General features: G+C 46.2%; 22 protein-coding genes, 15 tRNA genes and 2 rRNA genes. 5 read left to right on the forward strand and 34 right to left on the reverse strand.

Annotated features, from left to right (window positions below; genetic code table 11):
- Nucleotides 1-37 precede the first annotated feature (37 nt).
- From NSQ51_RS13540 to NSQ51_RS13590, 11 genes are all read right to left on the reverse strand, one after another.
- Nucleotides 38-466 carry a hypothetical protein gene (locus NSQ51_RS13540; protein WP_233434066.1) on the reverse strand — a complete coding sequence of 143 codons (429 nt, stop codon included), beginning with the start codon at nt 464-466 and terminating at the stop codon, nt 38-40.
- The gene (locus NSQ51_RS13545) at nt 441-1,694 is read right to left on the reverse strand and encodes a replicative DNA helicase (protein WP_233434067.1); all 1,254 of its coding nucleotides are present in this window, start codon (nt 1,692-1,694) and stop codon (nt 441-443) included. Before NSQ51_RS13545 ends, NSQ51_RS13540 begins: the two co-directional genes overlap by 26 nt.
- Nucleotides 1,691-1,954, reverse strand: coding sequence for a replicative helicase loader/inhibitor (locus NSQ51_RS13550; RefSeq protein WP_121650023.1), 264 nt, complete (start codon nt 1,952-1,954; stop codon nt 1,691-1,693). Before NSQ51_RS13550 ends, NSQ51_RS13545 begins: the two co-directional genes overlap by 4 nt.
- Entirely contained in the window at nt 1,955-2,749 is a 795-nt protein-coding gene (locus NSQ51_RS13555; protein WP_220699881.1) for a DnaD domain protein, read from the reverse strand.
- 188 nt (nt 2,750-2,937) lie between these two features.
- The gene (gene recT / locus NSQ51_RS13560) at nt 2,938-3,783 is read right to left on the reverse strand and encodes a recombination protein RecT (protein ID WP_121650020.1); all 846 of its coding nucleotides are present in this window, start codon (nt 3,781-3,783) and stop codon (nt 2,938-2,940) included.
- A gap of 14 nt (nt 3,784-3,797) precedes the next feature.
- Nucleotides 3,798-4,730: a lambda-exonuclease family protein gene (locus tag NSQ51_RS13565; protein ID WP_121650019.1), complete on the reverse strand. Its 933-nt coding sequence runs from the start codon at nt 4,728-4,730 to the stop codon at nt 3,798-3,800.
- Between the two features lie 398 nt (nt 4,731-5,128).
- Nucleotides 5,129-5,320, reverse strand: a complete 192-nt coding sequence (locus NSQ51_RS13570) for a hypothetical protein (RefSeq protein WP_033016764.1) — start codon at nt 5,318-5,320, stop codon at nt 5,129-5,131.
- Nucleotides 5,321-5,333: 13 nt separating this feature from the next.
- The gene (locus NSQ51_RS13575) at nt 5,334-5,621 is read right to left on the reverse strand and encodes a hypothetical protein (RefSeq protein WP_121650017.1); all 288 of its coding nucleotides are present in this window, start codon (nt 5,619-5,621) and stop codon (nt 5,334-5,336) included.
- Nucleotides 5,593-5,862 (reverse strand): DUF771 domain-containing protein, encoded by a 270-nt coding sequence (locus NSQ51_RS13580; protein WP_259463637.1) that lies wholly within the window; start codon nt 5,860-5,862, stop codon nt 5,593-5,595. Before NSQ51_RS13580 ends, NSQ51_RS13575 begins: the two co-directional genes overlap by 29 nt.
- Nucleotides 5,863-5,875: 13 nt before the next feature.
- Entirely contained in the window at nt 5,876-6,628 is a 753-nt protein-coding gene (locus tag NSQ51_RS13585; protein ID WP_183085375.1) for a phage antirepressor KilAC domain-containing protein, read from the reverse strand.
- A 168-nt stretch (nt 6,629-6,796) separates the two neighbouring features.
- A complete protein-coding gene (locus NSQ51_RS13590) occupies nt 6,797-7,066 on the reverse strand; it encodes a transcriptional regulator (RefSeq protein ID WP_044743754.1) in 270 nt (89 codons plus the stop codon).
- 174 nt (nt 7,067-7,240) lie between these two features.
- Between NSQ51_RS13590 and NSQ51_RS13595 the strand changes: the two genes are divergently transcribed.
- From NSQ51_RS13595 to NSQ51_RS13605, 3 genes are read left to right on the forward strand one after another with little or no spacing between them, the layout of a single operon-like run.
- Nucleotides 7,241-7,714 (forward strand): XRE family transcriptional regulator, encoded by a 474-nt coding sequence (locus tag NSQ51_RS13595; RefSeq protein WP_121650015.1) that lies wholly within the window; start codon nt 7,241-7,243, stop codon nt 7,712-7,714.
- 20 nt (nt 7,715-7,734) lie between these two features.
- Nucleotides 7,735-8,175 carry an ImmA/IrrE family metallo-endopeptidase gene (locus NSQ51_RS13600; protein WP_121650014.1) on the forward strand — a complete coding sequence of 147 codons (441 nt, stop codon included), beginning with the start codon at nt 7,735-7,737 and terminating at the stop codon, nt 8,173-8,175.
- A 43-nt stretch (nt 8,176-8,218) separates the two neighbouring features.
- Nucleotides 8,219-9,352 carry a site-specific integrase gene (locus NSQ51_RS13605; RefSeq protein ID WP_121650013.1) on the forward strand — a complete coding sequence of 378 codons (1,134 nt, stop codon included), beginning with the start codon at nt 8,219-8,221 and terminating at the stop codon, nt 9,350-9,352.
- A 135-nt stretch (nt 9,353-9,487) separates the two neighbouring features.
- Here the strand turns inward: NSQ51_RS13605 and NSQ51_RS13610 are convergent.
- The 18 genes from NSQ51_RS13610 to NSQ51_RS13695 all read right to left on the reverse strand — a co-directional run bounded on the left by NSQ51_RS13610 (nt 9,488) and on the right by NSQ51_RS13695 (nt 16,275).
- Nucleotides 9,488-9,570: transfer RNA gene (locus NSQ51_RS13610), tRNA-Leu, on the reverse strand.
- Nucleotides 9,571-9,631: 61 nt separating this feature from the next.
- Nucleotides 9,632-9,705, reverse strand: a tRNA-Cys gene (locus NSQ51_RS13615).
- A 9-nt stretch (nt 9,706-9,714) separates the two neighbouring features.
- Nucleotides 9,715-9,786: transfer RNA gene (locus tag NSQ51_RS13620), tRNA-Gly, on the reverse strand.
- 5 nt (nt 9,787-9,791) lie between these two features.
- Nucleotides 9,792-9,866, reverse strand: a tRNA-Gln gene (locus NSQ51_RS13625).
- Between the two features lie 16 nt (nt 9,867-9,882).
- Nucleotides 9,883-9,955 (reverse strand) — tRNA-His (locus tag NSQ51_RS13630).
- A 17-nt stretch (nt 9,956-9,972) separates the two neighbouring features.
- Nucleotides 9,973-10,046 (reverse strand) — tRNA-Trp (locus NSQ51_RS13635).
- A 7-nt stretch (nt 10,047-10,053) separates the two neighbouring features.
- A tRNA-Tyr gene (locus tag NSQ51_RS13640) sits at nt 10,054-10,138 on the reverse strand.
- Nucleotides 10,139-10,144: 6 nt separating this feature from the next.
- Nucleotides 10,145-10,220 (reverse strand) — tRNA-Thr (locus NSQ51_RS13645).
- 172 nt (nt 10,221-10,392) lie between these two features.
- Nucleotides 10,393-10,468, reverse strand: a tRNA-Phe gene (locus NSQ51_RS13650).
- A gap of 142 nt (nt 10,469-10,610) precedes the next feature.
- Nucleotides 10,611-10,686 (reverse strand) — tRNA-Asp (locus NSQ51_RS13655).
- A gap of 4 nt (nt 10,687-10,690) precedes the next feature.
- Nucleotides 10,691-10,767, reverse strand: a tRNA-Met gene (locus tag NSQ51_RS13660).
- A gap of 158 nt (nt 10,768-10,925) precedes the next feature.
- Nucleotides 10,926-11,001, reverse strand: a tRNA-Val gene (locus tag NSQ51_RS13665).
- Nucleotides 11,002-11,010: 9 nt separating this feature from the next.
- Nucleotides 11,011-11,082, reverse strand: a tRNA-Glu gene (locus tag NSQ51_RS13670).
- A 14-nt stretch (nt 11,083-11,096) separates the two neighbouring features.
- A tRNA-Ser gene (locus tag NSQ51_RS13675) sits at nt 11,097-11,187 on the reverse strand.
- A 4-nt stretch (nt 11,188-11,191) separates the two neighbouring features.
- A tRNA-Asn gene (locus NSQ51_RS13680) sits at nt 11,192-11,266 on the reverse strand.
- Between the two features lie 129 nt (nt 11,267-11,395).
- Nucleotides 11,396-14,323 (reverse strand): 23S ribosomal RNA (locus tag NSQ51_RS13685).
- Nucleotides 14,318-14,446 (reverse strand): hypothetical protein, encoded by a 129-nt coding sequence (locus NSQ51_RS13690; RefSeq protein WP_268760403.1) that lies wholly within the window; start codon nt 14,444-14,446, stop codon nt 14,318-14,320. Before NSQ51_RS13690 ends, NSQ51_RS13685 begins: the two co-directional genes overlap by 6 nt.
- A gap of 270 nt (nt 14,447-14,716) precedes the next feature.
- A 16S ribosomal RNA gene (locus NSQ51_RS13695) occupies nt 14,717-16,275 on the reverse strand.
- The 16S and 23S rRNA genes sit together here with 15 tRNA genes alongside, the layout of an rRNA operon.
- A 578-nt stretch (nt 16,276-16,853) precedes the next feature.
- Between NSQ51_RS13695 and NSQ51_RS13700 the strand changes: the two genes are divergently transcribed.
- Nucleotides 16,854-17,675, forward strand: coding sequence for a protein-glutamine gamma-glutamyltransferase (locus NSQ51_RS13700; protein ID WP_033016352.1), 822 nt, complete (start codon nt 16,854-16,856; stop codon nt 17,673-17,675).
- Here the strand turns inward: NSQ51_RS13700 and NSQ51_RS13705 are convergent.
- Complete coding sequence (locus NSQ51_RS13705) at nt 17,646-18,554, reverse strand: DMT family transporter (protein WP_049624797.1); 909 nt, start codon at nt 18,552-18,554, stop codon at nt 17,646-17,648. The genes NSQ51_RS13700 and NSQ51_RS13705 overlap by 30 nt on opposite strands.
- 61 nt (nt 18,555-18,615) lie before the next feature.
- On the opposite strand from NSQ51_RS13705, the gene NSQ51_RS13710 reads away from it, so the two are divergent.
- Nucleotides 18,616-19,293, forward strand: coding sequence for an MgtC/SapB family protein (locus NSQ51_RS13710; protein WP_033016277.1), 678 nt, complete (start codon nt 18,616-18,618; stop codon nt 19,291-19,293).
- On the opposite strand, the gene NSQ51_RS13715 is transcribed toward NSQ51_RS13710, so the two are convergent.
- The 4 genes from NSQ51_RS13715 to NSQ51_RS13730 form a co-directional block, all read right to left on the reverse strand.
- The gene (locus NSQ51_RS13715) at nt 19,244-21,016 is read right to left on the reverse strand and encodes a recombinase family protein (protein ID WP_121650176.1); all 1,773 of its coding nucleotides are present in this window, start codon (nt 21,014-21,016) and stop codon (nt 19,244-19,246) included. The genes NSQ51_RS13710 and NSQ51_RS13715 overlap by 50 nt on opposite strands.
- Nucleotides 21,017-21,098: 82 nt before the next feature.
- Nucleotides 21,099-21,308, reverse strand: coding sequence for a hypothetical protein (locus NSQ51_RS13720; protein ID WP_061567183.1), 210 nt, complete (start codon nt 21,306-21,308; stop codon nt 21,099-21,101).
- 311 nt (nt 21,309-21,619) lie between these two features.
- Nucleotides 21,620-23,053 carry a restriction endonuclease subunit S gene (locus NSQ51_RS13725; protein WP_121650177.1) on the reverse strand — a complete coding sequence of 478 codons (1,434 nt, stop codon included), beginning with the start codon at nt 23,051-23,053 and terminating at the stop codon, nt 21,620-21,622.
- Nucleotides 23,054-23,088: 35 nt separating this feature from the next.
- Nucleotides 23,089-25,101 carry an N-6 DNA methylase gene (locus tag NSQ51_RS13730; protein ID WP_342462696.1) on the reverse strand — a complete coding sequence of 671 codons (2,013 nt, stop codon included), beginning with the start codon at nt 25,099-25,101 and terminating at the stop codon, nt 23,089-23,091.
- Nucleotides 25,102-25,150 lie beyond the last annotated feature (49 nt).

Here is a 25,150-nt window from a genome sequence, read left to right on the forward strand (position 1 = left end):
TTGCAAAAATCATGTCTATTTTGCAGAATGGTTGCAATTACATATTCCTTTCATAAAATCCGGCCAGCGCCGGGAAATGGATATGCTCTTTTTTCATATCCCGGAACGTGAGGAATTCCCGGCCGCGCGACATCGGAAAATCCAACGGGTACTGGTGACAGTTGTACGGCTTTCGTTTGAACTTCTGCTGGAAAAACTGAATAGCTTCTTTCTCATTTGCTGCGAATATGAAAGCGAAACGTTTATCATCATACTTGAGAGAGAAAATTTTTATATCGCTGAATCCGAGTTTATTTTCTCTAATCATCTGTGCAACTTTTTCATGATCGGCTTGCGTAAAATCGAGTGAGTCAGCATCATCCTCGAGGGACACTCGCCCTTCTTGAAGTAAATGAAGTATGTAATGGGCTAGTGTCTTTTCCTCATATCGGATGCTCTCCTCATACAGCTCTCTGACCGTAATCATCGATGATCTCTCCTGTGTGTTCGTTGTATTTGACGCGAACCGTTCCAACCGGGCCGTTTCGGTTTTTAGCGATGATAAGCTCTAACGTGTCGTCGTCCGTTTCCTTGTTGTAATACTTTTCACGGTACAGGAAGATGATGAGGTCTGCGTCTTGTTCCACGCTTCCTGATTCACGAATATCGGACATCACTGGACGCTTGTCCGCTCGTTGTTCAACCGAACGGTTCAGCTGCGCCAGTGTGATAACCGGACAGTTAAATTCCTTCGCCATTGCCTTGAGACTTTTCGAAATCTCCGTCACCTGCAAATGTGCGCTGCCGCCGTAAAAATTCGCTGGCTTGATTAGCGTCAAGTAATCTATAAAAATGACAGGCTTTCGGTCTGGGAAGCTATGAATCATTTTCCTCGTTTTCGCTCTCATTTCCATGATGGTTTGGCCAGCACCGTCAAAAATCTGAATGTTGGTGTCTGCCACTCTGCCAATGATGGTTGGCCACATCTTTTTCTGTTCATCCGTTAGACCCTTATAAAGGTTCCGCATCTTCATTCGATTGAATCGGCCTGTTGAGGCGATCAATCGGTCTGTAATGCTGCGGCTCGGCATTTCTAATGAGAAAACAATCGGTAAATACCCTTGCCATCCGGCTTGTTTAGCTAAGTGAATCATGACATCCGTTTTTCCCATTGAAGGACGCGCCGCAATCACCGTGACTTCTCCGTCCTGAAATCCGTTCGTTGTTCTATCCAATTGAGCAATGCCAGTCGGAACGCCTCTTCTCGTTTCTTGCGGTTGCCAAGGCGCTTCGTATATTTCCGCCAGCATATCTGTTATGGCTGTATGGTCATCCATTTTGGCTTCGTTGATCGCGTCTAGCGATGTGATGACTTTCCCGATCTCCCATCCTTCTTGGATTGCTCGCGTTAGGATATTGTTTTTCTCCCGTTCCTTCCAGGCTTCTAAAACAAGTTCCTCGTATTCTTCAATTTTTTCGGCATCGGCAAAGGAAGCAAGTTCGTTAATGTATGAGATGCCGCCAAGTTGATCTAACTCGGGAGCCGTCGATAAGGTAACCACATCGACAGGCTTCCCTTTTCTAACGAGCTGCAGCATGGTTTTGAAAAGCTTTTGATGACGAGTGTCTTCAAATTGTTCCGGTTTTAGTGTTGTGTCCTTTAGCAAGTAGTTGTGCCTTAGAAACGTCCCTAGCAGCGCTTTTTCTGCAATCATGCCCAATCTTCCCCAGCATTGATGTCATACATCAGCTCGTCGTAGTATGGTGGGACTTTTTCTTTTTGTTCTCGTAAATCCGCAACGGTAGGAGGAAACTTCTTCTCTTTCACATGAGCCTTCACGCGCTCCATGACTGCGTTAGCATCTTGGTCCTGCAAAAACTCATGCCATATATCCAGCTTTTCCGATGACACTTCGAAATTTGGATAGACGTTCGCAAGGATTTTAAATACTGTTTTTAGTTGGTCCCGTGTCATCTATAACGCCTCCCAATCGATGCTGGATTTTTTGTGTTTTTGGTTCTCAAACTCCACATCGAGAGCATATACATCATCTAGGGTCTTCACATTTTTGTTGAACCAGTTTCTCATGATTCCTTCTGCATAGCTAAAAGGTTTTTGATTCACTAAGGCACGTTTCATAGCCTCAATAACAACGGGATCGCTAAGGTCTTCACACCAACTGATGATCTTCTCTCTCATAAAGTCATTGACATACCCAAAATTACGTTCGAAAAATTTGACCGCATCGTCATCGACATCATCATGTTGTTCTTCTTCTTTTTCTTCTTCTTTTTCTTCTTCTTTTTCTTCTTCTTTTTCTTCCCCATAGTCTATGGATACCGTATCGATACCGTATGGATACGGTATGGATATGGTATCTGTTTTATATCCGAGCTTTTGGCAGCGACTAATGAACTCCATAACAAATTCCGGTGTTTTCACTTGTTCCAGCTCTTTTTTGATACAAGCCATGACTTTTGAACTGTTAATCATGTTGTATTTCGCCCAATTGAGGATGAAAATTTCCTTTGTTGCTTCGTTGTACTTGATTTTTCCGTAGTCGATAAATCGTTGTAAAAGCTTGTCCACTGTATCACGGTTATAACCCGTTTCCATCTCGATCACTTTTTTTGGCAACTCATAAATTCCGCATTGTGATGTTTTGCTATTAGTCATCAGGTAAAGGTAAAAGTATTTCTCCTCTGGTGTAAGATCGAGAACGAAACTGTCTTGCCAAAAGTTAACGTGTATTTGTCGGTATTTTGCCACTTTGTTCACCCCTTCCTGACACAAATCGCAAACCCATCCTGACACAAATCGCAAACCCATCCGCCACGCGTTTAACGGTAAGATCCGGGTATCTTCGCATATACTCTCGCACCAACTGTTTGAAGTGCTCTTTATCTTTTGCCTCCTCCCAAATCCAGCGTGGGAGGAGGACTTTATATGGGGCTTGGTCATTCAGCATCGAAGACGATCTCCTCTTGTTGAGCCGTTTCTTCTCGCAGCTGCAGATCGATCACCTCGTATGCCTCGGCTTCAATGTAGTCAACTGGTTCCGGATCAGCTGTGATGTCCTTCTTCACTGTCTCGTCTTGAACAACAGCTTGCTGAATCTCAATCGAAATCGGCAGGTACTTCCACATGTGCCGGATGACAGTCTTTTTGGCCATTTCCTCATAGTCCGTTACCCACGGACCGTTATTGGCTGCTTTTGAACGCTTGCGACGTTTTTCAATCTCCTCTTTAGGCATGAATTCGAATTGATAGCCGCCGTCTTTGAAATGCGCAACCGCATAAGCACCAATAAACTCACCGCGGTTTGTCATCGCTGGCTTATGAACGAGCTTTGGATGTAAGCCGTACTCATATTCGAACGTGTCGTTTTCGTAAACCGCATGAGCATAAATGCTTTCGATATTTCCGCTGCGCCGTGCTAGGTCGATCATGCCTTTATAGCCGATGATGAATTGCACATCGGATTGTCCTGTTTTTCCATTTTTGAACGGAACGAAGTAGCAATGTCCGATGAGCCCCGGCTCTAGTCCAAGCTGTGCTGCTTGCATAACCGCGCCGAGAAGTGAAGGAACAGAACATTCAAGCAATTTAGGATTCGTACGGATAGTTGTAAGAGCAATTCGCGCCATGCGATCGGCATCCATGTGCTTTGGAAGAGCTTTTTCGATCTCCGGCCCCATCTTTTTGAGATATGCTGCAATCGTTTGTGCTGGAGTAGGCGCTGCTGCCTCTGTTTTGTTCGCTTTGTTTGCAAGCTGGTTTTTTAGCGTTTGATTTGTTGCCATACATATGACCTCCCTTATTTAATTGCAAAACGACGAAATATAGATTCTTTAGTCACTTCTTGATAAATGTCCGGATACTTCTCTTTGAGTAACTTCGTATCAACTCGACTGCTGTGAACGTTTTTCCACGTGACGATACGGTCACCGGCAAATGCTCTTTCATAATCACCGAGCATAGCCTTGAGCTGATTTTCAGCTTCCTTGCGACGTTCAGCTGCTTCGGTCTCCTCTTGCTTGGCTTGCTCGTATTTGGCGATCAACTCGGTAGCATGAGGTGGAAGCTCAATCTCTTCATCGAACTTCGCTGTCGGATACAAAGCTTTTAGCAAATCACTCGAAGCATCCGAACCGTCAAACATCGGTGGATTTTTCTTGAGAACGTGATTGTTCCAGAAGTTCGATTCAATCTCGATGAGATACTGAATGATCTCCTCATCTCGCTCGATTTTCTTGTAGATGAATTTGTTTCCGCCGATGAGAACCGCAATCCACCAGGAATCAAAACCTGTGACGGCCATGTAGTGTTGGCATTGGATGATATATTGCGCCGGAACCTCATCGTCTTTCCACTCTTCCTTGAGGTATTCACTGGCTGTTTTGCACTCAAGCCCCTCTTTCCGGCCGACAATGAGGCGATCGACGTTCGCGATCATGAATGGATGCTCCGGATGTCGCAAGATCGCGTTCCGACGACGGACTTTCAGGCCTGTTCGCCGGCTGAATTCCTGTGCGACGATATCCTCCAGGATCGTCCCCCAGTAGGCTGCTTCACTCGGCACTGATTCCTTCACGCCTTCCACTTTTTCGTAATACACCTGGATCGGACTTTTATATTTGTTAAGGCCGGCAATGGCGGCCGCATCCGATCCGCCGATGCCTTTCTGACGTAACCGCAACCATTCAAGATGATCCATGTTCGCCGTCTCTGCTAGGATGATCGGCTTCATAGGATCACCTCGTCAAAATCAGTAGTTTCGATAAGATGCTCACCCAAGCAGACGGTGTCACAGAACAAATCACCTTCAAATTGAATTGCTTCACATCCCTTATATAGTTCAGCACCGCAGTGACGGCACTCGCCGACCGTTGGATACGACTGTGGATCTCGCAGTCCATAAGCAAACCGATCAAGATTCATAACTGATTACCTCCCTTGTATTTGGAAGGCCGGTGAAATATAATGGAATTGGCAGGATAAATATTCACCGGCCTCTTTTTTATGGTCGAACGGTTCTGTTGTCCAAGCAGAACCGTTTTCTGTTTTTCCACTGCCGGTAGGCTTCGTTTTCAAGCAACCAAAAACGTTCTTCCCAAGACATCTGCAACCAATCGCGAACTTTGATCATCATACCGGCATCCGGCCGCACAAACTCTTTCTCGCTTCGCGAGTTTTCCACACACGCGACCAAACCTGTTTAGCTCCCACTATATCCCCGCTGGCTTCAATTACTTCCACCAAGCCGATTAAAAAGATCTCCTCTCGTAGCAACTGCTTATATCGTTTTTTGCAAAATGTTTCTCTGTTTTGCAAAAACATCATTTCACCTCCTTCACTCGAGACCGAAGCGTTCCAAAAGCTCTGGGCATGCCTTAATCGCATCACGAATGGTACTCAATCCAACACTGTTGACCCACTCAACACCACGCCGACTGTGAATACCGATTTCCACGATGAAGTTTTTGCTGATCCCGTTAATGTTGTAGGAGATGTTTCCATTGCCGTAGTCAATCGCTTCTATGCTAAAAATGCTGATGATTCGCTCTTTGTCTATGATGTCACCCGCCAACTTCTTGGTCTCTTCCGGCAACTCATCGAACGAGACGCGTTTGATTTGCATGAGGATCCCCCTTTTTCGTAAAGATGTCTCGGAAATGCTTTTGCAAAAACTCCTCCATCTTCGAAGCGATGAAGCACCATCGCTCACCTTTTCGCTCCGGGTAGTACACAAAACCGCCATTTTCAATATCGAGCATCGGCTTGTAGCGAGGATGGAGCAGGATGTGCTCCTTCAGCCAATCCTCGCTGTAGCCGGTGTGTTCCTTTAGGTCTTGCATCGACCACCAGACTTTGCTTTTCACTTCGTCTCCCCCTTCACGCCGTTTCTTTCTTCAGCAATAACCGGAACGTCTCTCGCCCTTTCGGCGTGATGAGCGTCTGCACGTCTGCCTTGCCGTTTCGCTCCCACTCTTTCAGCTCGAATAGCTCGGGAACATACGCCGCGTATGGCTTGAGCTTCCCTTTCTGATCGCGATACACAAATTTGTTTTTCAGCAACCAGTCGATGAAGAAACGTTCTTTCACTTGCAATTCTTTCGCTGTATCGCGGAAATTCGTTAGCAAGTTCCGATCAACCAGCGCGTCGAAATACTCCACTTTCGGCTTCATCGCCGCGATCTGCTCATTTTGCCGACGCACCGTTTCCAGCACGCCACGGAACATTAGCTTCGTCTGCTCATCCGCAAACGGAAGATACGTATTGATGAACATGTCCTCGTTCGCGACGTAGCCGCCGGTTCGACGGATGGTTGGGAGGACTACTTCAAATATCCACTTTTCAAATTCCTCCGCCTTTTGTCTGATTTCCGGATTTTTGCTCTGATCAGCCGCCTTAATGATCAAGCGGTATATATCCCCTTCTGGGATAACTTTCACCGTTTGCTCTCCTCCATTAGTAAGGATGCGGTAAGTTACCGCCCCCTTGCAGTGGCTTGAAATTGCTTCGTGCGGCCGGCTGTACCCCAATGCTTTTGCAACATCATTACCAACGGCGTGTGGATTGTTGTTAATTTCGACGAATCGAACATCGCCGAACATCGGATGATTAAAAATCTGTAATTGGTTCACACTTTCCCCTCCACCTCGTTAATGTATTTGATTAACTCTTTGTTTTTGTGTTGATACGCAAGCTGTTTTGTCGCTTTAAGCGATATAAGCCATTTTCCGTTGTGATAAATGAACTCATTGTCCGGTACATCCTTAAAAATCGGGAACTGTCTTTTAAATTCCGATAAACTAACTGGATCCAACTGTTTCACTTCCTTCTTCCGATCCATTGACTGCATGTAACGGATCGTCTAAAAAAATATATTCTTCAAAATTCAAACCATTTTCATCGCAATACTTTTTCAATCTTCCTAAGAACTTTGGTCCTGCCATACTATTCGAATTTAAAACCCTGTATAAATGTGCTACATCCAGACCTAGCATTCTAGCAAATTTACGGTACCCTCCATTTGCCCTTTCTTCCATTAATCCTTTCAACTTATCTTTGTCAATGTACACTTTACCACCCCTTTCTAGGTGTTGTATGCAGTCAATGTTGTTTACATGTAAAATATAACACTATTTATTACATACAGTCAATACTTTTTTGTTATTTTTATCTTTTTGTTGTTTACAAACAACAAAAGATATGTAACATTGATTTCAGACAATACAAAACAGGAGGTTGTCAATATGTCCTTTGATAAACAAAAGTTTGCCGAGTTATTAGAAAAAGCAAAAGGAAACAGATCAATAAACCACTACGCCCAAAAATCAGGTGTTACATCTGCTCATATATCAAGATTACTTAGATGCTTACTAGACAGCCCTCCCACTCCACAGACGATAAAAAAATTGGCTGACCATGCACACAACGGGGTTACTTATAAGGACCTCATGGAAGCTGCCGGCTACATCGATGACAATACAAAAACAGATCTCCCTGAACTCACCGAGAAAGACGAGCGTGACGTGCAAAAAGAGCTGGAAAAGATCATCAAGGGGCTCAAGACAGGGAGTGGATTTGCTGCATTCGGCGGAGTAGACATCGACGAACTCGATGAAGAGGATCGGGAACTGCTGATTGCATCTTTGGAAAACTCTCTCCGCCTCGCTAAACGTATCGCAAAGCAAAAATTCACGCCGAAGAAATATCGAAAAGAATAACCATCTCCAGGGGGTTCGCTATGGCTGAGAAGATCAAACAAATTGTAGAGAAGATGATCCGAAAGCACGGCACGAACAACCCCTTTGAGATCGCATCACAGAAAGGCATTGTGCTGTTGTTTGAGCCGCTGGGCGGGATATACGGGTATCATCATACATTTCGCCGGATTCAGATCATTCACATCAATTCAGAGTTGGACGAGCCGATGAAACGCTTCGTATGCGCGCACGAGCTGGGGCATGCGGTTTTGCATCCCGAACTTAGCACTTCATTTTTGCGAAAAAACACACTTTTCTGCATGGATAAAGTGGAAAGGGAGGCGAATGAGTTTGCCGTGGAATTGCTCCTGTCGGATGAAGTGCTTTATACATATCGAGGTACTAATGCAACCATTTATGAGGCCGCCGCGGCGTATGGCATCCCCAAGGAGGTGGTGCATCTAAAAAATTTTGACTTCTGAACCAAACATACATTCTGCACTTCTGCAAAGGGAGGGAGAAGACATGGCCAGCATCCAAAAAACCAAAAGCGGCTGGCGCTATCGTGTTTCCTACAAAGAAAACGGAAAATATAAAACGAAAACGAAAGGAGGTTTTCGGACGAAGAAAGAAGCGGAGCTTGCGGCCGCTGAATTGGAGAAACAACTTCACAAAGGCTATGATATTAATGCCGCAGATCAGCTTTTCCCTGAATATATGCGGAATTGGTTCGAGCTGTACAAAAAGGGGAAACACAGTCCAGAGCATGATAAAAATGTGGAATACTCCGTTCAGCTAGTCGAGGAATACTTTGCAGGCGTAAAGATGAAAGAACTCACAAGGGATATGTACCAAAAGTTTATTAATGAAATAGCGGAAACGAGAACGACTGAAACCGTCAAAAAACGTCATACTTACATCAAGGAATGCATTAAAGCTGCTATCGAAGAAGGAGTTATCATTCGCGACCCTACCTATAAAGTGGTGGTGAAAGGGAAGAAAAAAGGGAAAGACGAGGAACTGAAATATTTAAATTATCAAGAGGCGAAACAATTAATTGCTGAAATCAAAAAAGATATGCGCCCGAAATATATTTCGCGATATATCATTCTCTTTGCATTGGCGACTGGCGCACGTTTTTCGGAAATATTAGGGCTCACATGGGACTGCATTGATTTCAAAAACAGAATGGTGACGATCAACAAGACTTGGGATTATAAATTTACGAATGATTTTGCAGATACGAAAACCTATTCATCGAAGCGAACCATAAAGATCGATGAAGACACCTGCAAAATATTGAAAGAACTGCGGAAAGCACAGAATGAGGTGGCCATGAAAACCGGATTGAGGAACGAGAAAAATCTTGTTTTTGTGAACACGAAGATGGAGTTAGTGTCCAATAACGCTGTTAACAAAACACTAAAAACGCTGTGTAGAAAACTTGGTTTAAAAGAGGTGACGATGCATTCCTTGAGACATACGCACGCTTCGATGCTGTTATACCGGAAAGCGAACATCAAATATATCTCAAAGCGTCTTGGCCATAAGGATATAGGGATCACATTGCAGACCTACTCGCACATTTTGGACGAGCTGGAACAAGCGGAAAATATGCTCCTCGATCAAATCATGGATGATCTATATCATGCAAAATAGCCGTGCAAAATTCGTGCAAAATTTTTTCGGATTCTATCGTTTTTTTCGGGATTTCCTGAAAATGAAAAACGACCGCAAACGCGGTCGTATCAAGGCTTCCACGACTTTTGGCCGTGGGCTATCGAATTCCAAGGATGCCGATGGTGGGAGTCGAACCCACACGGGCAAAGCCCACACGATTTTGAGTCGTGCGCGTCTGCCAATTCCGCCACATCGGCGCGACATGCATTATTTTATCACATTACTTCATGTCTGTCAACACTTTTTATATTCATTAGATGGAGGCGGCACCCGGATTCGAACCGGGGGTAAAGGTTTTGCAGACCTCTGCCTTACCACTTGGCTATGCCGCCTTGATCGAGAGCGGAAGACGGGACTCGAACCCGCGACCCCCACCTTGGCAAGGTGGTGTTCTACCACTGAACTACTTCCGCGTCATTGGCTGGGGTAGCTGGATTCGAACCAACGCATCACGGAGTCAAAGTCCGTTGCCTTACCGCTTGGCTATACCCCAACGCCGAAAAGTGAAGGGCGACTAGTGGGAATCGAACCCACGCATGCCAGAGCCACAATCTGGTGCGTTAACCACTTCGCCATAGTCGCCATAATGATAATCAAAATGGCAGGGGCAGTAGGAATCGAACCCACACCGGAGGTTTTGGAGACCTCTGTTCTACCATTAAACTATGCCCCTTCAATCATGGTGGAGGGGGACGGATTCGAACCGCCGAACCCAAAGGGAGCGGATTTACAGTCCGCCGCGTTTAGCCACTTCGCTACCCCTCCAAGGAATGGTGCCGACTGCAGGACTTGAACCCGCAACCTACTGATTACGATTCAGTTGCTCTACCAATTGAGCTAAGTCGGCATAATTATGATATAAATCGCGGCTCATTGTTCATTTGTTGTGTCCCTTCCTCTACCAGCCAACTCGAAGAAGCTGGATGCGTCGGGACAACTCGCAGCCGATTCGATGAAGTGGATGCTCGTCTCTACCAATTGAGCTAAGTTGGCATACATATGATGCACATTATGTTATATGGTGGCTCGGGACGGAATCGAACCGCCGACACAAGGATTTTCAGTCCTTTGCTCTACCGACTGAGCTACCGAGCCGTATTAGGTTTTATGCTGTTTGCTTGTCCTGGATTGTGCCTCTTCCTCTTCGAGCTAATTCGAAGATGCTGGATGCGTCGAGGCAACTCGCCTCTGCCGAGTAGGCTGCCAAGCCATCATGATTTTCCTAATTTTTGAACAATGGCGGTCCCGACGGGACTCGAACCCGCGATCTCCTGCGTGACAGGCAGGCATGTTAACCACTACACTACGGGACCAATTTGGTTGCGGGGGCAGGATTTGAACCTGCGACCTTCGGGTTATGAGCCCGACGAGCTACCGGACTGCTCCACCCCGCGACGATAGGAAAGTAAATTAATTTGCACAATGTTCTTAGCGTTGTTATCCGTTACCTCTTCCTCTACAAGCTGATTCAAAGATGCCAGATGCGTCGAGGCAACTCGAAGTGAATTCGATGAAGCAAAGGCTCGTCGCTCCACTCCACAACGATTGAAAATGGTGGAGGATGACGGGATCGAACCGCCGACCCCTTGCTTGTAAGGCAAGTGCTCTCCCAGCTGAGCTAATCCTCCACGAAGAAGTGACCCGTACGGGATTCGAACCCGTGTTACCGCCGTGAAAGGGCGGTGTCTTAACCACTTGACCAACGGGCCATGTTGATGAATCATGGCGGAGAGCAAGGGATTCGAACCCTTGAGGCGCTATTCACGCCTACACGATTTCCAATCGTGCTCCTTCGACCACTCGGACAGCTCTCCACGATGGCTCCGCAGGCAGGATTCGAACCTGCGACCAATCGGTTAACAGCCGATTGCTCTACCACTGAGCTACTGCGGAATGACATCACTTTAGACATTTATTATTATAATGATTCGCGTTGAGCTGTCAAGGACTTTTTTTCATTCCTTCAAAACTAGATAACCGTTTTGGGAAGAAGCCGGGGCGAACCGCTCGCCTCCGCTTTTCTTGGTTAAGCCCTCGATCGATTAGTATCCGTCAGCTCCACGTGTCGCCACGCTTCCACCTCGGACCTATCGACCTCGTCATCTTCGAGGGATCTTACCCGCCTGACGCGGTGGGAAATCTCATCTTGAGGGGGGCTTCACGCTTAGATGCTTTCAGCGCTTATCCCGTCCGCACATAGCTACCCAGCGGTGCCCCTGGCGGGACAACTGGTACACCAGCGGTGCGTCCATCCCGGTCCTCTCGTACTAAGGACAGCTCCTCTCAAATTTCCTGCGCCCGCGACGGATAGGGACCGAACTGTCTCACGACGTTCTGAACCCAGCTCGCGTACCGCTTTAATGGGCGAACAGCCCAACCCTTGGGACCGACTACAGCCCCAGGATGCGATGAGCCGACATCGAGGTGCCAAACCTCCCCGTCGATGTGGACTCTTGGGGGAGATCAGCCTGTTATCCCCGGGGTAGCTTTTATCCGTTGAGCGATGGCCCTTCCATGCGGAACCACCGGATCACTAAGCCCGACTTTCGTCCCTGCTCGACCTGTCCGTCTCGCAGTCAAGCTCCCTTGTGCCTTTGCACTCTCCGAATGATTTCCAACCATTCTGAGGGAACCTTTGGGCGCCTCCGTTACCTTTTGGGAGGCGACCGCCCCAGTCAAACTGCCCGCCTGACACTGTCTCCCACCCCGCTAAGGGGTGCGGGTTAGAATTTCAATATCGCCAGGGTGGTATCCCACCGCCGCCTCCACCGAAGCTGGCGCTCCGGCTTCCCAGGCTCCCACCTATCCTGTACAAGCGATACCAAAATTCCATATCAGGCTGCAGTAAAGCTCCACGGGGTCTTTCCGTCCTGTCGCGGGTAACCTGCATCTTCACAGGTAGTATAATTTCACCGGGTCTCTCGTTGAGACAGCGCCCAAGTCGTTACACCTTTCGTGCGGGTCGGAACTTACCCGACAAGGAATTTCGCTACCTTAGGACCGTTATAGTTACGGCCGCCGTTTACTGGGGCTTCGGTTCGCACCTTCGCTTCCGCTAAGCGCTCCCCTTAACCTTCCAGCACCGGGCAGGTGTCAGCCCCTATACGTCGCCTTTCGGCTTCGCAGAGACCTGTGTTTTTGATAAACAGTCGCTTGGGCCTTTTCACTGCGGCTCGTTCGGGCTCTTCACCCAAACGAGCACCCCTTCTCCCGAAGTTACGGGGTCATTTTGCCGAGTTCCTTAACGAGAGTTCTCCCGCGCGCCTTAGGATTCTCTCCTCGCCTACCTGTGTCGGTTTGCGGTACGGGCACCTCTTCCCTCGCTAGAGGCTTTTCTTGGCAGTGTGAAATCGGGGACTTCCGGATGACTCCGTCGCCATCACCGCTTGGCCTTACAATCCGCGGATTTGCCTACGGATCAGCCTTGCGGCTTGGACAGGCTCTTCCAGCCGCCTGCTCGCCCTATCCTCCTGCGTCCCCCCATCGCTCAAACGGGAAGGAGGTGGTACAGGAATCTCAACCTGTTGTCCATCACCTACGCCTTTCGGCCTCGGCTTAGGTCCCGACTAACCCTGAGCGGACGAACCTTCCTCAGGAACCCTTAGGCTTTCGGCGCAGAGGATTCTCACCTCTGTTTTCGCTACTCATACCGGCATTCTCACTTCTAAGCGCTCCACCAGTCCTTCCGGTCTGGCTTCAACGCCCTTAGAACGCTCCCCTACCGATGACCAACGGTCATCCCGCAGCTTCGGCGGCACGTTTAGCCCCGGTACATTTTCGGCGCAGAGTCACTCGACCAGTGAGCTATTACGCACTCTTTAAATGGTGGCTGCTTCTAAGCCAACATCCTGGTTGTCTTTGCAACTCCACATCCTTTTCCACTGAACGTGCACTTTGGGGCCTTAGCTGGCGATCTGGGCTGTTTCCCTCTCGACCACGGATCTTATCACTCGCAGTCTGACTCCCGGGCATAAGTCGTTGGCATTCGGAGTTTGACTGGGTTCGGTAACCCGATGAGGGCCCCTAGCCCAATCAGTGCTCTACCTCCAACACTCTCCATCCCGAGGCTAGCCCTAAAGCTATTTCGGGGAGAACCAGCTATCTCCAAGTTCGATTGGCATTTCACCCCTACCCACACCTCATCCCCGCACTTTTCAACGTGCGTGGGTTCGGGCCTCCAGCCGGTGTTACCCGGCCTTCACCCTGGACATGGGTAGATCACCTGGTTTCGGGTCGACGACGACGTACTTTTCGCCCTGTTCAGACTCGCTTTCGCTGCGGCTCCGCCTCTTCGGCTTAACCTCGCACGCCATCGTCACTCGCCGGTTCATTCTACAAAAGGCACGCCATCACGCATGAACGCGCTCTGACTACTTGTAGGCACACGGTTTCAGGTTCTCTTTCACTCCCCTTCCGGGGTGCTTTTCACCTTTCCCTCACGGTACTGGTGCACTATCGGTCACTAGGGAGTATTTAGCCTTGGGAGATGGTCCTCCCTGCTTCCGACGGGATTTCCCGTGTCCCGCCGTACTCAGGATCCGCTCGGGAGGGAACGAAGTTTCGACTACAGGGCTGTCACCTTCTCTGGCCGGCCGTTCCAGACCGGTTCGTCTACCCCGTTCCTTTCTCACTCCCACAATGAGCGGTCCTACAACCCCAAGAGGCACGCCTCTTGGTTTGGGCTGTTCCCGTTTCGCTCGCCGCTACTCAGGGAATCGCGTTTGCTTTCTTCTCCTCCGGGTACTAAGATGTTTCAGTTCCCCGGGTGTGCCCTCCATGCCCTATGGATTCAGGCATGGATACTGCCCCATTACGGACAGTGGGTTCCCCCATTCGGACATCTCCGGATCAACGCTTGCTTACAGCTCCCCGGAGCGTTTCGGCGTTTGCCCCGTCCTTCATCGGCTCCTAGTGCCAAGGCATCCACCGTGCGCCCTTTCTAGCTTAACCTACAGCGCTCTCGGCTTCTTCCTTATTGTCTAGCGTCGGCTCGCCGCCGCTCGGGGTCAAATAACCTTCGCCTTCCGGGTGCAAGCACCCTTGCAGGCGAAGAACATTTGCCCATCGCGGCAACCCGCGAGCCTCCGCTTTTCCGGTTATCTAGTTTTCAAGGAACGATTTTTGTCATTGAGAGAACATGACTCGTTCCCTCAAAACTGAACGAAACGAAAGCGCTGTGTATCGACAGTTGGCCATTGCGGCCTCCACTTTTCGTCTTGTCTAGCTCCAGCGCCTGGCTCTCTTCTGCCAAATAACCTTCCCCCTCGGGGTGCCAGCACCCCTCCGGGTGAAGAACATTTGGCTTCGAGAGCCGAACGCGGCGCTTCCGCTTTTCGTCCTTAGAAAGGAGGTGATCCAGCCGCACCTTCCGGTACGGCTACCTTGTTACGACTTCACCCCAATCACTTGCCCCACCTTCGGCGGCTGGCTCCCTTGCGGGTTACCTCACCGACTTCGGGTGTTGCAAGCTCTCGTGGTGTGACGGGCGGTGTGTACAAGGCCCGGGAACGTATTCACCGCGGCATGCTGATCCGCGATTACTAGCGATTCCGGCTTCATGCAGGCGAGTTGCAGCCTGCAATCCGAACTGAGAGCGGCTTTTTGGGATTCGCTCCCCCTCGCGGGTTCGCAGCCCTTTGTACCGCCCATTGTAGCACGTGTGTAGCCCAGGTCATAAGGGGCATGATGATTTGACGTCATCCCCACCTTCCTCCGACTTGTCGCCGGCAGTCCCTCTAGAGTGCCCAACCGAATGCTGGCAACTAGAGGCGAGGGTTGCGCTCGTTGCGGGACTTAACCCAACATCTCACGACACGAGCTGACGACAACCATGCACCACCTGTCACCCTGTCCCCCCGAAGGGGGAACGCCCAATCTCTTGGGTTGTCAGGGGATGTCAAGACCTGGTAAGGTTCTTCGCGTTGCTTCGAATTAAACCACATGCTCCACCGCTTGTGCGGGCCCCCGTCAATTCCTTTGAGTTTCAGCCTTGCGGCCGTACTCCCCAGGCGGAGTGCTTATCGCGTTAGCTGCAGCACTAAAGGGTGTGACCCCTCTAACACTTAGCACTCATCGTTTACGGCGTGGACTACCAGGGTATCTAATCCTGTTTGCTCCCCACGCTTTCGCGCCTCAGCGTCAGGTGCAGGCCAGAGAGCCGCCTTCGCCACTGGTGTTCCTCCACATCTCTACGCATTTCACCGCTACACGTGGAATTCCGCTCTCCTCTCCTGCCCTCAAGTCCCCCAGTTTCCAATGACCCTCCACGGTTGAGCCGTGGGCTTTCACATCAGACTTAAGAGACCGCCTGCGCGCGCTTTACGCCCAATAATTCCGGACAACGCTCGCCCCCTACGTATTACCGCGGCTGCTGGCACGTAGTTAGCCGGGGCTTTCTCGTGAGGTACCGTCACCGCGCCGCCCTCTTCGAACGGCGCTCCTTCGTCCCTCACAACAGAGCTTTACGACCCGAAGGCCTTCTTCGCTCACGCGGCGTCGCTCCGTCAGGCTTTCGCCCATTGCGGAAGATTCCCTACTGCTGCCTCCCGTAGGAGTCTGGGCCGTGTCTCAGTCCCAGTGTGGCCGGTCACCCTCTCAGGCCGGCTACGCATCGTCGCCTTGGTGAGCCGTTACCTCACCAACTAGCTAATGCGCCGCGGGCCCATCCGCAAGTGACAGCCCAAAGGCCGCCTTTCAACCGAAGACCATGCGGTCTTCGGTGTTATCCGGTATTAGCTCCGGTTTCCCGGAGTTATCCCGGTCTTGCGGGCAGGTTGCCCACGTGTTACTCACCCGTCCGCCGCTGACCGAATCAAGGCAAGCCCCAATCCGGTCCGCTCGACTTGCATGTATTAGGCACGCCGCCAGCGTTCGTCCTGAGCCAGGATCAAACTCTCCAAAGAAAGTTGATTGGCTTTTGCTTCGGCCCATGCGGACCTCCGCTTTTCGTATTGTCCAGCTTCGGTCCGCCGCCGCTCGGGGTCAAATAACCTTCGCCTTCCGGGTGCAAGCACCCTTGCAGGCGAAGAACATTTGCCCGTCGCGGCGACCCGCGGACCTCCGCTTTTCGTCGCGCTTCGTTTCATTCAGTTTTCAAGGAACGATCGCGCTGCTTGGATGCAAGGAATTTCACTTCCTCATCAACTCATTGTCTCTCGCAAGCAGCTCCTTCATACTAACATAACATCTTTTCGTTGTCAACTGTTTTTCTTGTCCGTCGCGTCCGAACTGTTCGTTCTAGCAGCGACGCTATTTAATATATCACCTCAAAAACAAAAATGCAATACCTTTTTTTATTTTTTTTTTTTGCGACGCTGCTGCCCCCTTCTTCCTTTATATCATATTGGAATACGACGCCCGCTGCCTTGGCAACTTGTCCGCCTAAGACGACGAATATGCGGAGCGGCGGGCGCATACATTTCAATAATATATCTATCATCACTTACTTGATTTTTACTTTCTTGAAGGAGGCATCTTGGCGTTGATTCGCATCTTGTCATCTCCGTCCGGTTTTCACGTTTCCGGCTCGTCCTCGCTTCCGCCGAATGAACAGCGCATTCTGCACGCCCTTGTGTCTTCCCCTGAACTATATACGTATCCGAACGAACAGCAACTGCTGTTTGAAATCAAGCTTCGCAGCCAGATCGTTCAAGCCTCGGTGGACTTGGCGAAAAGCCGGGCGCAGTTTGCCATTTTCCGTTTTTCGCGCTGCAACAGCCAGTTCTGGCTGCGGGATGAGCGCGGGGGGTTTCAGCTTCGGCCAGACGTTCTTCCATCGGACGCCATCAATGATATTTTTGTCAACAGCGAACTGTACGCCTTTGAGTGCGCGACGGCGATCGTCATCGTTTTTTATAAAGCGGTGCTTGAAGGGATTGACGTGTCGGCGTTCAATCGTTTGTTTGCCCATTTGCTGCTGTATGACTGGCATACGGACAAAGACCTCGGTATCGAAACGAAAAAGGGAGAACACTTTCTCCCCGGGGACTGCCTTTATTTTAAAAACCCGGACGTTGATCCGCTGACGCCGCAATGGCAAGGGGAGAACACGATCTATTTGGGCGATGGCTTGTTTTACGGACACGGCATCGGCATCGAGACAGCGGACAGCATCATCGCCGCCCTCAACCGGAGGCGGAAGCAGTGGGCGACGAAATCCGCCTATCTTCTTCCTCATATTACACAAATGAACTTCGCTTATTTATCCCAATTCGCCCGCCGCTTCGACGAACTCCGCCTGCCGCTCGGCCGTCTGCCATGGATCGCCGGGACGTTAGGGTCCGCTGCTTTCTTGTATCGTTAGCGGGCCTTTTTCGTTTTTCTCCCACAAATACAGCCCGATTCCTGTTAAAATAAAAATGCCGCTGATCCATTGAAACAGGTGGATCGGTTCATCGAGCAGCCAGTACGCCAACGCCGAAGCGCCGACCGGTTCAAACAAAATCGCCATCGACACCGTCGAGGCGCTCACCCATTTGACGGCCCAGTTCATCACCGAATGGCCGAGCAGCGTTGGAATGACGGCAAGGGCGAGAAAACAAAGCCAATCCGTCAGCTGATACGCCGCCAGCGAAAGGCGAAACAGCATCGCGTACAGCCACAACACCGCCGCACTAATGCCATAGACGATATATGTATACGTCATGAGCGACAACCGTTGGCGCACTTCTTGGCCGAACAGCCAGTACGCCGTCACCATCGCGCACGCCACCAACGCCAACATGTCCCCATAGAGCGCTTCGCCGCTGACGCGAAAATCGCCCCAGCTAATCAAGACGCTTCCCGCAATCGCCAAAACAGCGCTTGCGAGCGCGCCCGCCGTCAGCCGCTCACGGAAAAAGAGCGCCCCGCCCGCAAAGGCGAACAGCGGCTGCAGCGTCACAAGCACGACCGAGCTGGCGACGGAAGTATAGTCGAGCGATTCAAACCAAAGAATAAAATGAAACGCAAGCAGCACGCCGGAACAAATCGAAAACCACCAGTCGCGTCGGGAAATACGCTTCAGTTCGCGGATATGGCGAAGAAAAAACGGCGTCATGATGACGACCGCGAAAAAAAGCCGATAAAACGCGATAACGGCCGACGGCGCCTCCGACCATTTGACGAAAATGGCCGATGTCGACACAGCAAGCGCGCCGATCAATAACGCAGCATACGATTTCGCTATGCTTGGCGGCTTCATGTTTCCATCTCCTCACCAACATTTTTTTACATTCATTATACCATGAAAGAGGTGAGAAAAAATGATGTTTGATCCGTTCCTCAAATTAGGGATTTCCGCCATCCTCGGGCTGATTATCGGGTTGGAACGGGAATTGAAGCGAAAACCGGTCGGCTTGAAAACGTGCCTTGTCATTTCCATTTCCAGTTGCCTGCTTACGATCGTTTCGATCGAATCGGCGTACGTCTTTCCTCTTAAAGACCATATCACAATGGACCCGCTCCGCCTTGCCGCGCAAATCGTATCCGGGGTTGGGTTCCTGGGAGCGGGCGTCATTTTGCGCCGCGGCAACGACAGCATTACCGGGCTGACGACCGCCGCGATCATTTGGGGGGCGGCAGGGATTGGCGTGGCGGTTGGCGCGGGCTTTTATTGGGAATCGGCGTTCGGTGTGGCGCTGCTCATTGTCAGCGTCGAACTCATTCCATTTTTAATCAACTTTTTCGGACCGAAGCAGCTGCGCGAAAAAGAGGTGATGCTGCAAATTACGGTCGATGAGGCGAAAAACATCACCAAAGTGATTGACCATTTAAAACAGCAGCGCATCAATATTAAAACGATCCGCATTAAAGACGTTGAGGAACATGAGCATTTGCTGAAACTAAGAGCCGTCATTGACCAAAAGCGCTCGACCGCCGAGCTTTACTACATCATTCGCTCCATCGACGCCGTCGTCCATGTCGATATTGAAAGCGGCTGATGAAAAAAGGATTGCAAACAGCCGACAAACTATATATAATGGAACATGGGCAGATGATCCATACCGTTTGGGGCATTAGCTCAGTTGGGAGGGCGTCATTGTTAGAATGACTGCCCTCATTTACTAAAAATCGGTTCAAAGAGATTTTAAAAGTGATTTCTACCCGGTCTCTAAAAACAACGATTTTGTCAATTACTGTACTTAACATCATTTTCTTTTTTTCCACCGATGCCTTTTCAAATACTTCTCTCCATACAGGAATGTATCTCTGCAATTCCTCCATTTCAGACAGTTCTATCTTCTTGGATTCTAAATCTAATTTTGCTTTATTGATCGATTCTTCCAACTCCCTTAACTCATTTTCTTTCTGATTAATAAGGTCATTAACAACTTTTGCATCAAAGGAACTTTCCCCCATGATTATTTTGAGTGCTTCATCTTTTAACTTCACTAACGCAGAATTCACTTTGTCAAATTCGCTTTGGAGCTTTCTTAACGTTTTAACCTCTTTATCTGTATTGCGTTGCTTAAATTCTTGAATCTTACTAGTAAGGTCGATTGTTTCAAGTTGGTCTAAATAATCATAAAGTTCGTCAAGAACCACACCTTCAATCTTTTTCGGAGAATACAATGTCTGTCCATCGCAATCTACTTTTTTCTGTGCTTTACCCGAACATCTGTATTTAGCCTCACGCTTTACATATTCTGTTCCATCTTTACGAACATATTTCTTTTTATTATATGTTGTACAAAGTGGACTTCCACAATGTCCACATCTTACTAACCCCACAAGTAACAAAGAGCTTTTCGTAGTCGTAATAATACTTTCTTCTCCCCTATTTTTTACATTTTCAGGATTTCTCTTCTCACGTATACTCTGCACTTTATTCCACTTTTCCTCATCAATAATTACTAGTTCCTCTAATTTCTCTTTAGATACCACTTCTTTTTCAGTACCTCTTGCGTAAACCATGTAGCCTTTATACATTGGGTTCCTTAATACATTATTAACCGCTCCGGAAGTCCATTTTTTCCCTGTTTTTGATGGGATACCTTGATTATTAAGATATTGAGCTATCCTGCTTTGACCATATCCCTCCTCAAGAACAAGATCGTACATTTTTTTAACAACCTCAGCTTCTTCCTCATCAATTACAACCTTAAGTAATTCTTTTCCCTTTTTATTGAAAACCCCCGAATTAACCGTCTTGTAGCCGTAAGGCACTAGACCCCCTCTATAGATACCATCTTCCACCATTTGCGAATGCTTTTCGTTTACTCGTATTGACGTTTTTCTACTCTCTCCACTTGATTGCCAGAATCGAATATAATTAATAAGCCTATCAGCATGATCTTCTAGCTTTTGTTGCCCTTCTTTGACTGACCATACCTCTATTCCATTATTAATAAACCATTCAACTATGAAAGGAGTCTCATCATCTCTCCTACCCAGACGGTCAAACATAAATACTAAAAGAACATCAAACAAACCTTTTTCGGCATCTTCTTTTGCACGTTGAATAGCATCCCTTTTACTTGCGGATACCTTAAACCCTGAAACACCTTTTTCAATATACTCTTTTACCAATTCCCAATTACCCTGCTTCTCGATGAAAGACCTACAAGCATTTCGCTGCATAGGAATATCATCACCATCGAGCTGTCCTTTTGTCGATACCCTGTAAAGCGTAGCAACTCTTTTCTTCACACCATCCATTACCATTCAAATACCACCCTTAACTTTATATTTCATTTTATAGTTGTTAGTTACACTACCTTTGTGTTAACTCGCTACCTAGACCATGTCAATTGTTTGATTCTGTTTTTTGCCTTATATATTCTTGGGTTAACATTTCCAATAACTCTCTTTCCGCATTAACATTACTTTCCATAAACTTTACCACAACCCACATTCCATGCTTCTCATTAAATCTTTTAACACCGATGACTTCATCATTTTCGATGATTGGTAAATATTTTTGACCATCAATAACAACAGCTTCTAAAGTAGACATGTGACCATCACCCCATACCGAAAATTAGGGATTGACCCCATGCCTTATAAACAATCTCTTGAAACAAGTCTTGAATTTTAGGCTAAAAGCAGACGTTTTTAAAATATTTGTACCTTTTGTTTTCAGATGTCCTTAAAAGGTATTAATTACCCCCAACTAGAGTCAATATGTTCCAGAACATACTTAATGCTTCTTACTTACTCGGTAAAAAGGCAAAAAAAAATACACCTATTCTTTTGATGATATGTAAATTATCATCATTAAAAGATATAGGTGTATTTTTATCATAATAATCAACCAAAAAGATGAAATCATATTGATAAGTACATATCAATGTACTCAATAGCAACCTTTTCATCTTGTTCAATCGCAATTTCTACTGCTCGTTTAACTATTTCCAATAGGTTCTCGGATTGTTTTCTAAGATTGAAGCTTTCTGTAATCTTTAATCGGATTATTTCTTGAGCGTTTTTATCAATGATAGGTACTGGGATATTTAAAAACTCATTTTTATTAATGGCAGTTAGGATTGTTCCTGAGCAGTTTTGTTTTAAGATATTTTGCATTAGTTCTGACTTGAATAAAATCAAAAGTGTTTCAGAGTTTATCTTTTTCGAATTGATTACGTAGAACCCAGTTGAACATAGGGCATTATCATATTCTTTTGGAATTAATGCACAACTTTCTAAAGAACCCTCAATAGAAGAAATAATCACATCATTTTCGTTTACTTTTCTTCTTGCTCTTGTAGGCAATTCATTTCCTTTTGCAATAGTGCAACCAGTTATTTCTCCAGATTTACCTATATTAGATAACTCAATATACTTATACTCAATATTGTCTTCAGGGTTAAAATTCTTATCCTTTATATTACATACTGAACCTAAAAGGTCATACCCATTTGTATATTTATAAATTAAATTTATATAATCTTCATATTTAGGTTGATAATACTCGGCATCTAAACGACCTGTAGCAAGGAAGGATTCTTTAAAATTCTTAATATTTATATTTTCTTCACTTAACTTCAAACCCTTTAAACCTATTGCTTTTAATAGATAATTTTCCGCTTCTTGATAGGCTTTAACAGAACGATCTTTATATTTGATTGAGAGTTTATATAGTGATTCAAACTTATTTTCAAAATCATCCATGAATCTTGGCAACCCAATTTCGCCAATAGAAGGAAGAGTTAAATGGGGTTGCCCTGTCTGACTTGCAGTTCTCCATAATAAGTCCTGCCCATATTTAGAGTGCAAAAATGCCCACAGGAAGTATTTATTAATCTGTTTTATATTTTTTGTTCTCAACAATATTAAATCTCTACTCAAGGCATAATACGGATATTCATTCGTTACTAAACCTAATTTTGCTAAAGTATTACCCCCTTTTGCAATCACTATATCACCTGGATAAGCAATTGCTATTGTTGAAGGATTATTATCTAATACAAATTGAGGTAAAAATGCTGTTTCAGAGTTTATTGTAACTAAACCATTCTGGATATCATTTACACGTAGAAATGGAACACCCTCAAAATCAAAGTTATAGTACTCTGTGATTGAAGGGTAGAATGCACTACAATCGAGTTCTACATTAATATCTTTAATTTTAATCTTACCTATTGCATTTATTTTTTCTTCCAGTTTAAGATAAGAACGTTTGTAATATTCTGCATCAAGCCTACCTTTAATATTATCTATTTCAGACAGTTTAACTATCGAAAACTCGACTCGCCCTTTCAATAAAGCTTTATACTTCGCTTCATTGAAAGGGCTATCTAGAAAAAACTTAATTTTTCCTTCTTTGCGAATTCTATAAAGGCTTCAGCTATACCATCTTGTGTTAACCCATCATGATTATATAAATCATGCTTTACAATAAGATGACCATGAGAGTCTAACAAATACTCCTCTAAATTATCATCATTATCTTGGACAGCATTAGGGTAATCTTTCTTGCGTACATATATTTTTTCTCCACTATTATCTTTGCTTGGTTCTTGCATTGTAGCGAAGAAAATTGGATAATCGTCTACCTTCGGGCAAAGTTCATCATCCCATTTTTGAACTAGCAATACGCTCGTTTTTGTACCAGTATGTGGTTTAAAAACGTTTCCGTGAAGCCCAATTACCGCTAAAATACGGCAGTGTTCAGCAATAAACTCACGTATATACTTATCACTGCTATTGTTTAACCTACCTTGTGGTAGTATAATCGCCATTCTACCACCTGGTTTTAAGAAGTCGAGGTTACGCTCAATAAATAATATATCTCTTCCTACTTTTGATTGATAACCTCCGTTAGGTTTTTTCGCTAATTCATATTTAGCAAGAATTCTGCTTTCCTTTATATCTCCTGCAAACGGTGGATTTGCCATCACTATATCAAATTTAAACTCCCTATTACTATTTTTATTAGCTCTGAGCTTCTTTAATCTTTTCCACCCTTCATAATAGATGTCTCGCCAATCTTCATCTTCTATTTTTTCATCCCATCGCTCATAATCCAATGTATTTAAATGAAGCACATTAGTTTGACCATCACCTGCAATGAGGTTTAATGTTCTACCTACTCTAACTGCTTTTTCGTCAAAATCTATTGCAAATACTTTTTCTCTTGCATAATCAATGCAACGTGATGGTTTAACCTCTGAAGTAAATAAATGACTTTGATCTAATCCCTCATCCTTCAAGATTTGCTTCCATACGTGGAAAATCGTATGTACAGTGAAACCACAGCTTCCTGCTGCTGTATCAATCATCGTTTCATGCTCTTTAGGGTTAAGCATTTTTACACACATATCAATGACATAACGTGGAGTAAAGTATTGTCCTTTTTCACCTTTGCTGCTTTTATTTATTAGATATTCAAACGCTTCATCTATTACATCTAGATTGGAATTAAACAGTTTTACGTCTTGTAACGATGCAACACATACGGAAAGGTGAGAAGGAGTGAGCATGATTTTCGAGTCCTCGGAGAAAACCCCCTCCCATTTACTTTTCGCTCTGTCAAATAAATCCTGAATTTTCTCTTTTAATTCACTTTCTGTATACCCATAGTTCCTAAACTCTAAATGTCGATTTCGGTTTCTACCACTTTCCATCTCGTCATACAACTTTGTAAAAATTAATTTGAAAACCTCTTCGAATACATCAACGCCCGCATTTGCTAAAACCTCATCTTCCATTTCTAAAATGAGGTCTTTCAAAGATTTACGTTCAGTTACTAATTTATCTTTAGCAATAAGGTCGTCTATAGTCCAACGCTCTTCTAAAATGTCTGATAGTTTTTGGTCGGCTCTTGGTATAGTTGGGATATCCTCAAAATAATTAGGGTCTTTTCGATGGTAATAAGAAATGGAATCACCATTAGTCCAAACTCCTATCGGTGCTCCTGTAGCATTGCAGTAAGATTTAAGTTGTTCTTTCCCCTCTTTAAACTTAGGCTTCTTCAACTCAACTATTATATACGGTGCTGTTACTTTATCTTTATCAAAAATAACAATATCCGCTCGTTTTTTCTCTCTTCCAAAACTAACTGCATACTCTAATTCCATTCTATCAGTAGGATAACCAAAATCCTTGGTTAACACCAATACATACAATTGTCGAATGACTTCTTCAGGTGTCAATTTGACATCCTTATTACGTACTAAACACTTAAAATATGGTACCTTTTTACCCCGAACCTCTTTAACAATGATGTTCTCTTCAATAAAATTTATCTTGTCTTGACTAAATTGCGTTAATTTATAGTTGGAATCCTTTAAAATGTCAGCTATTTTCATCTCGATATACACCTTCCATAACATTTTACATATTGCTTATTGCTGTCCT

The sequence above is a fragment of the Geobacillus sp. FSL K6-0789 genome, assembly GCF_038593135.1.
In the GTDB taxonomy this organism is placed as follows: Bacteria; Bacillota; Bacilli; order Bacillales; family Anoxybacillaceae; genus Geobacillus; species Geobacillus stearothermophilus.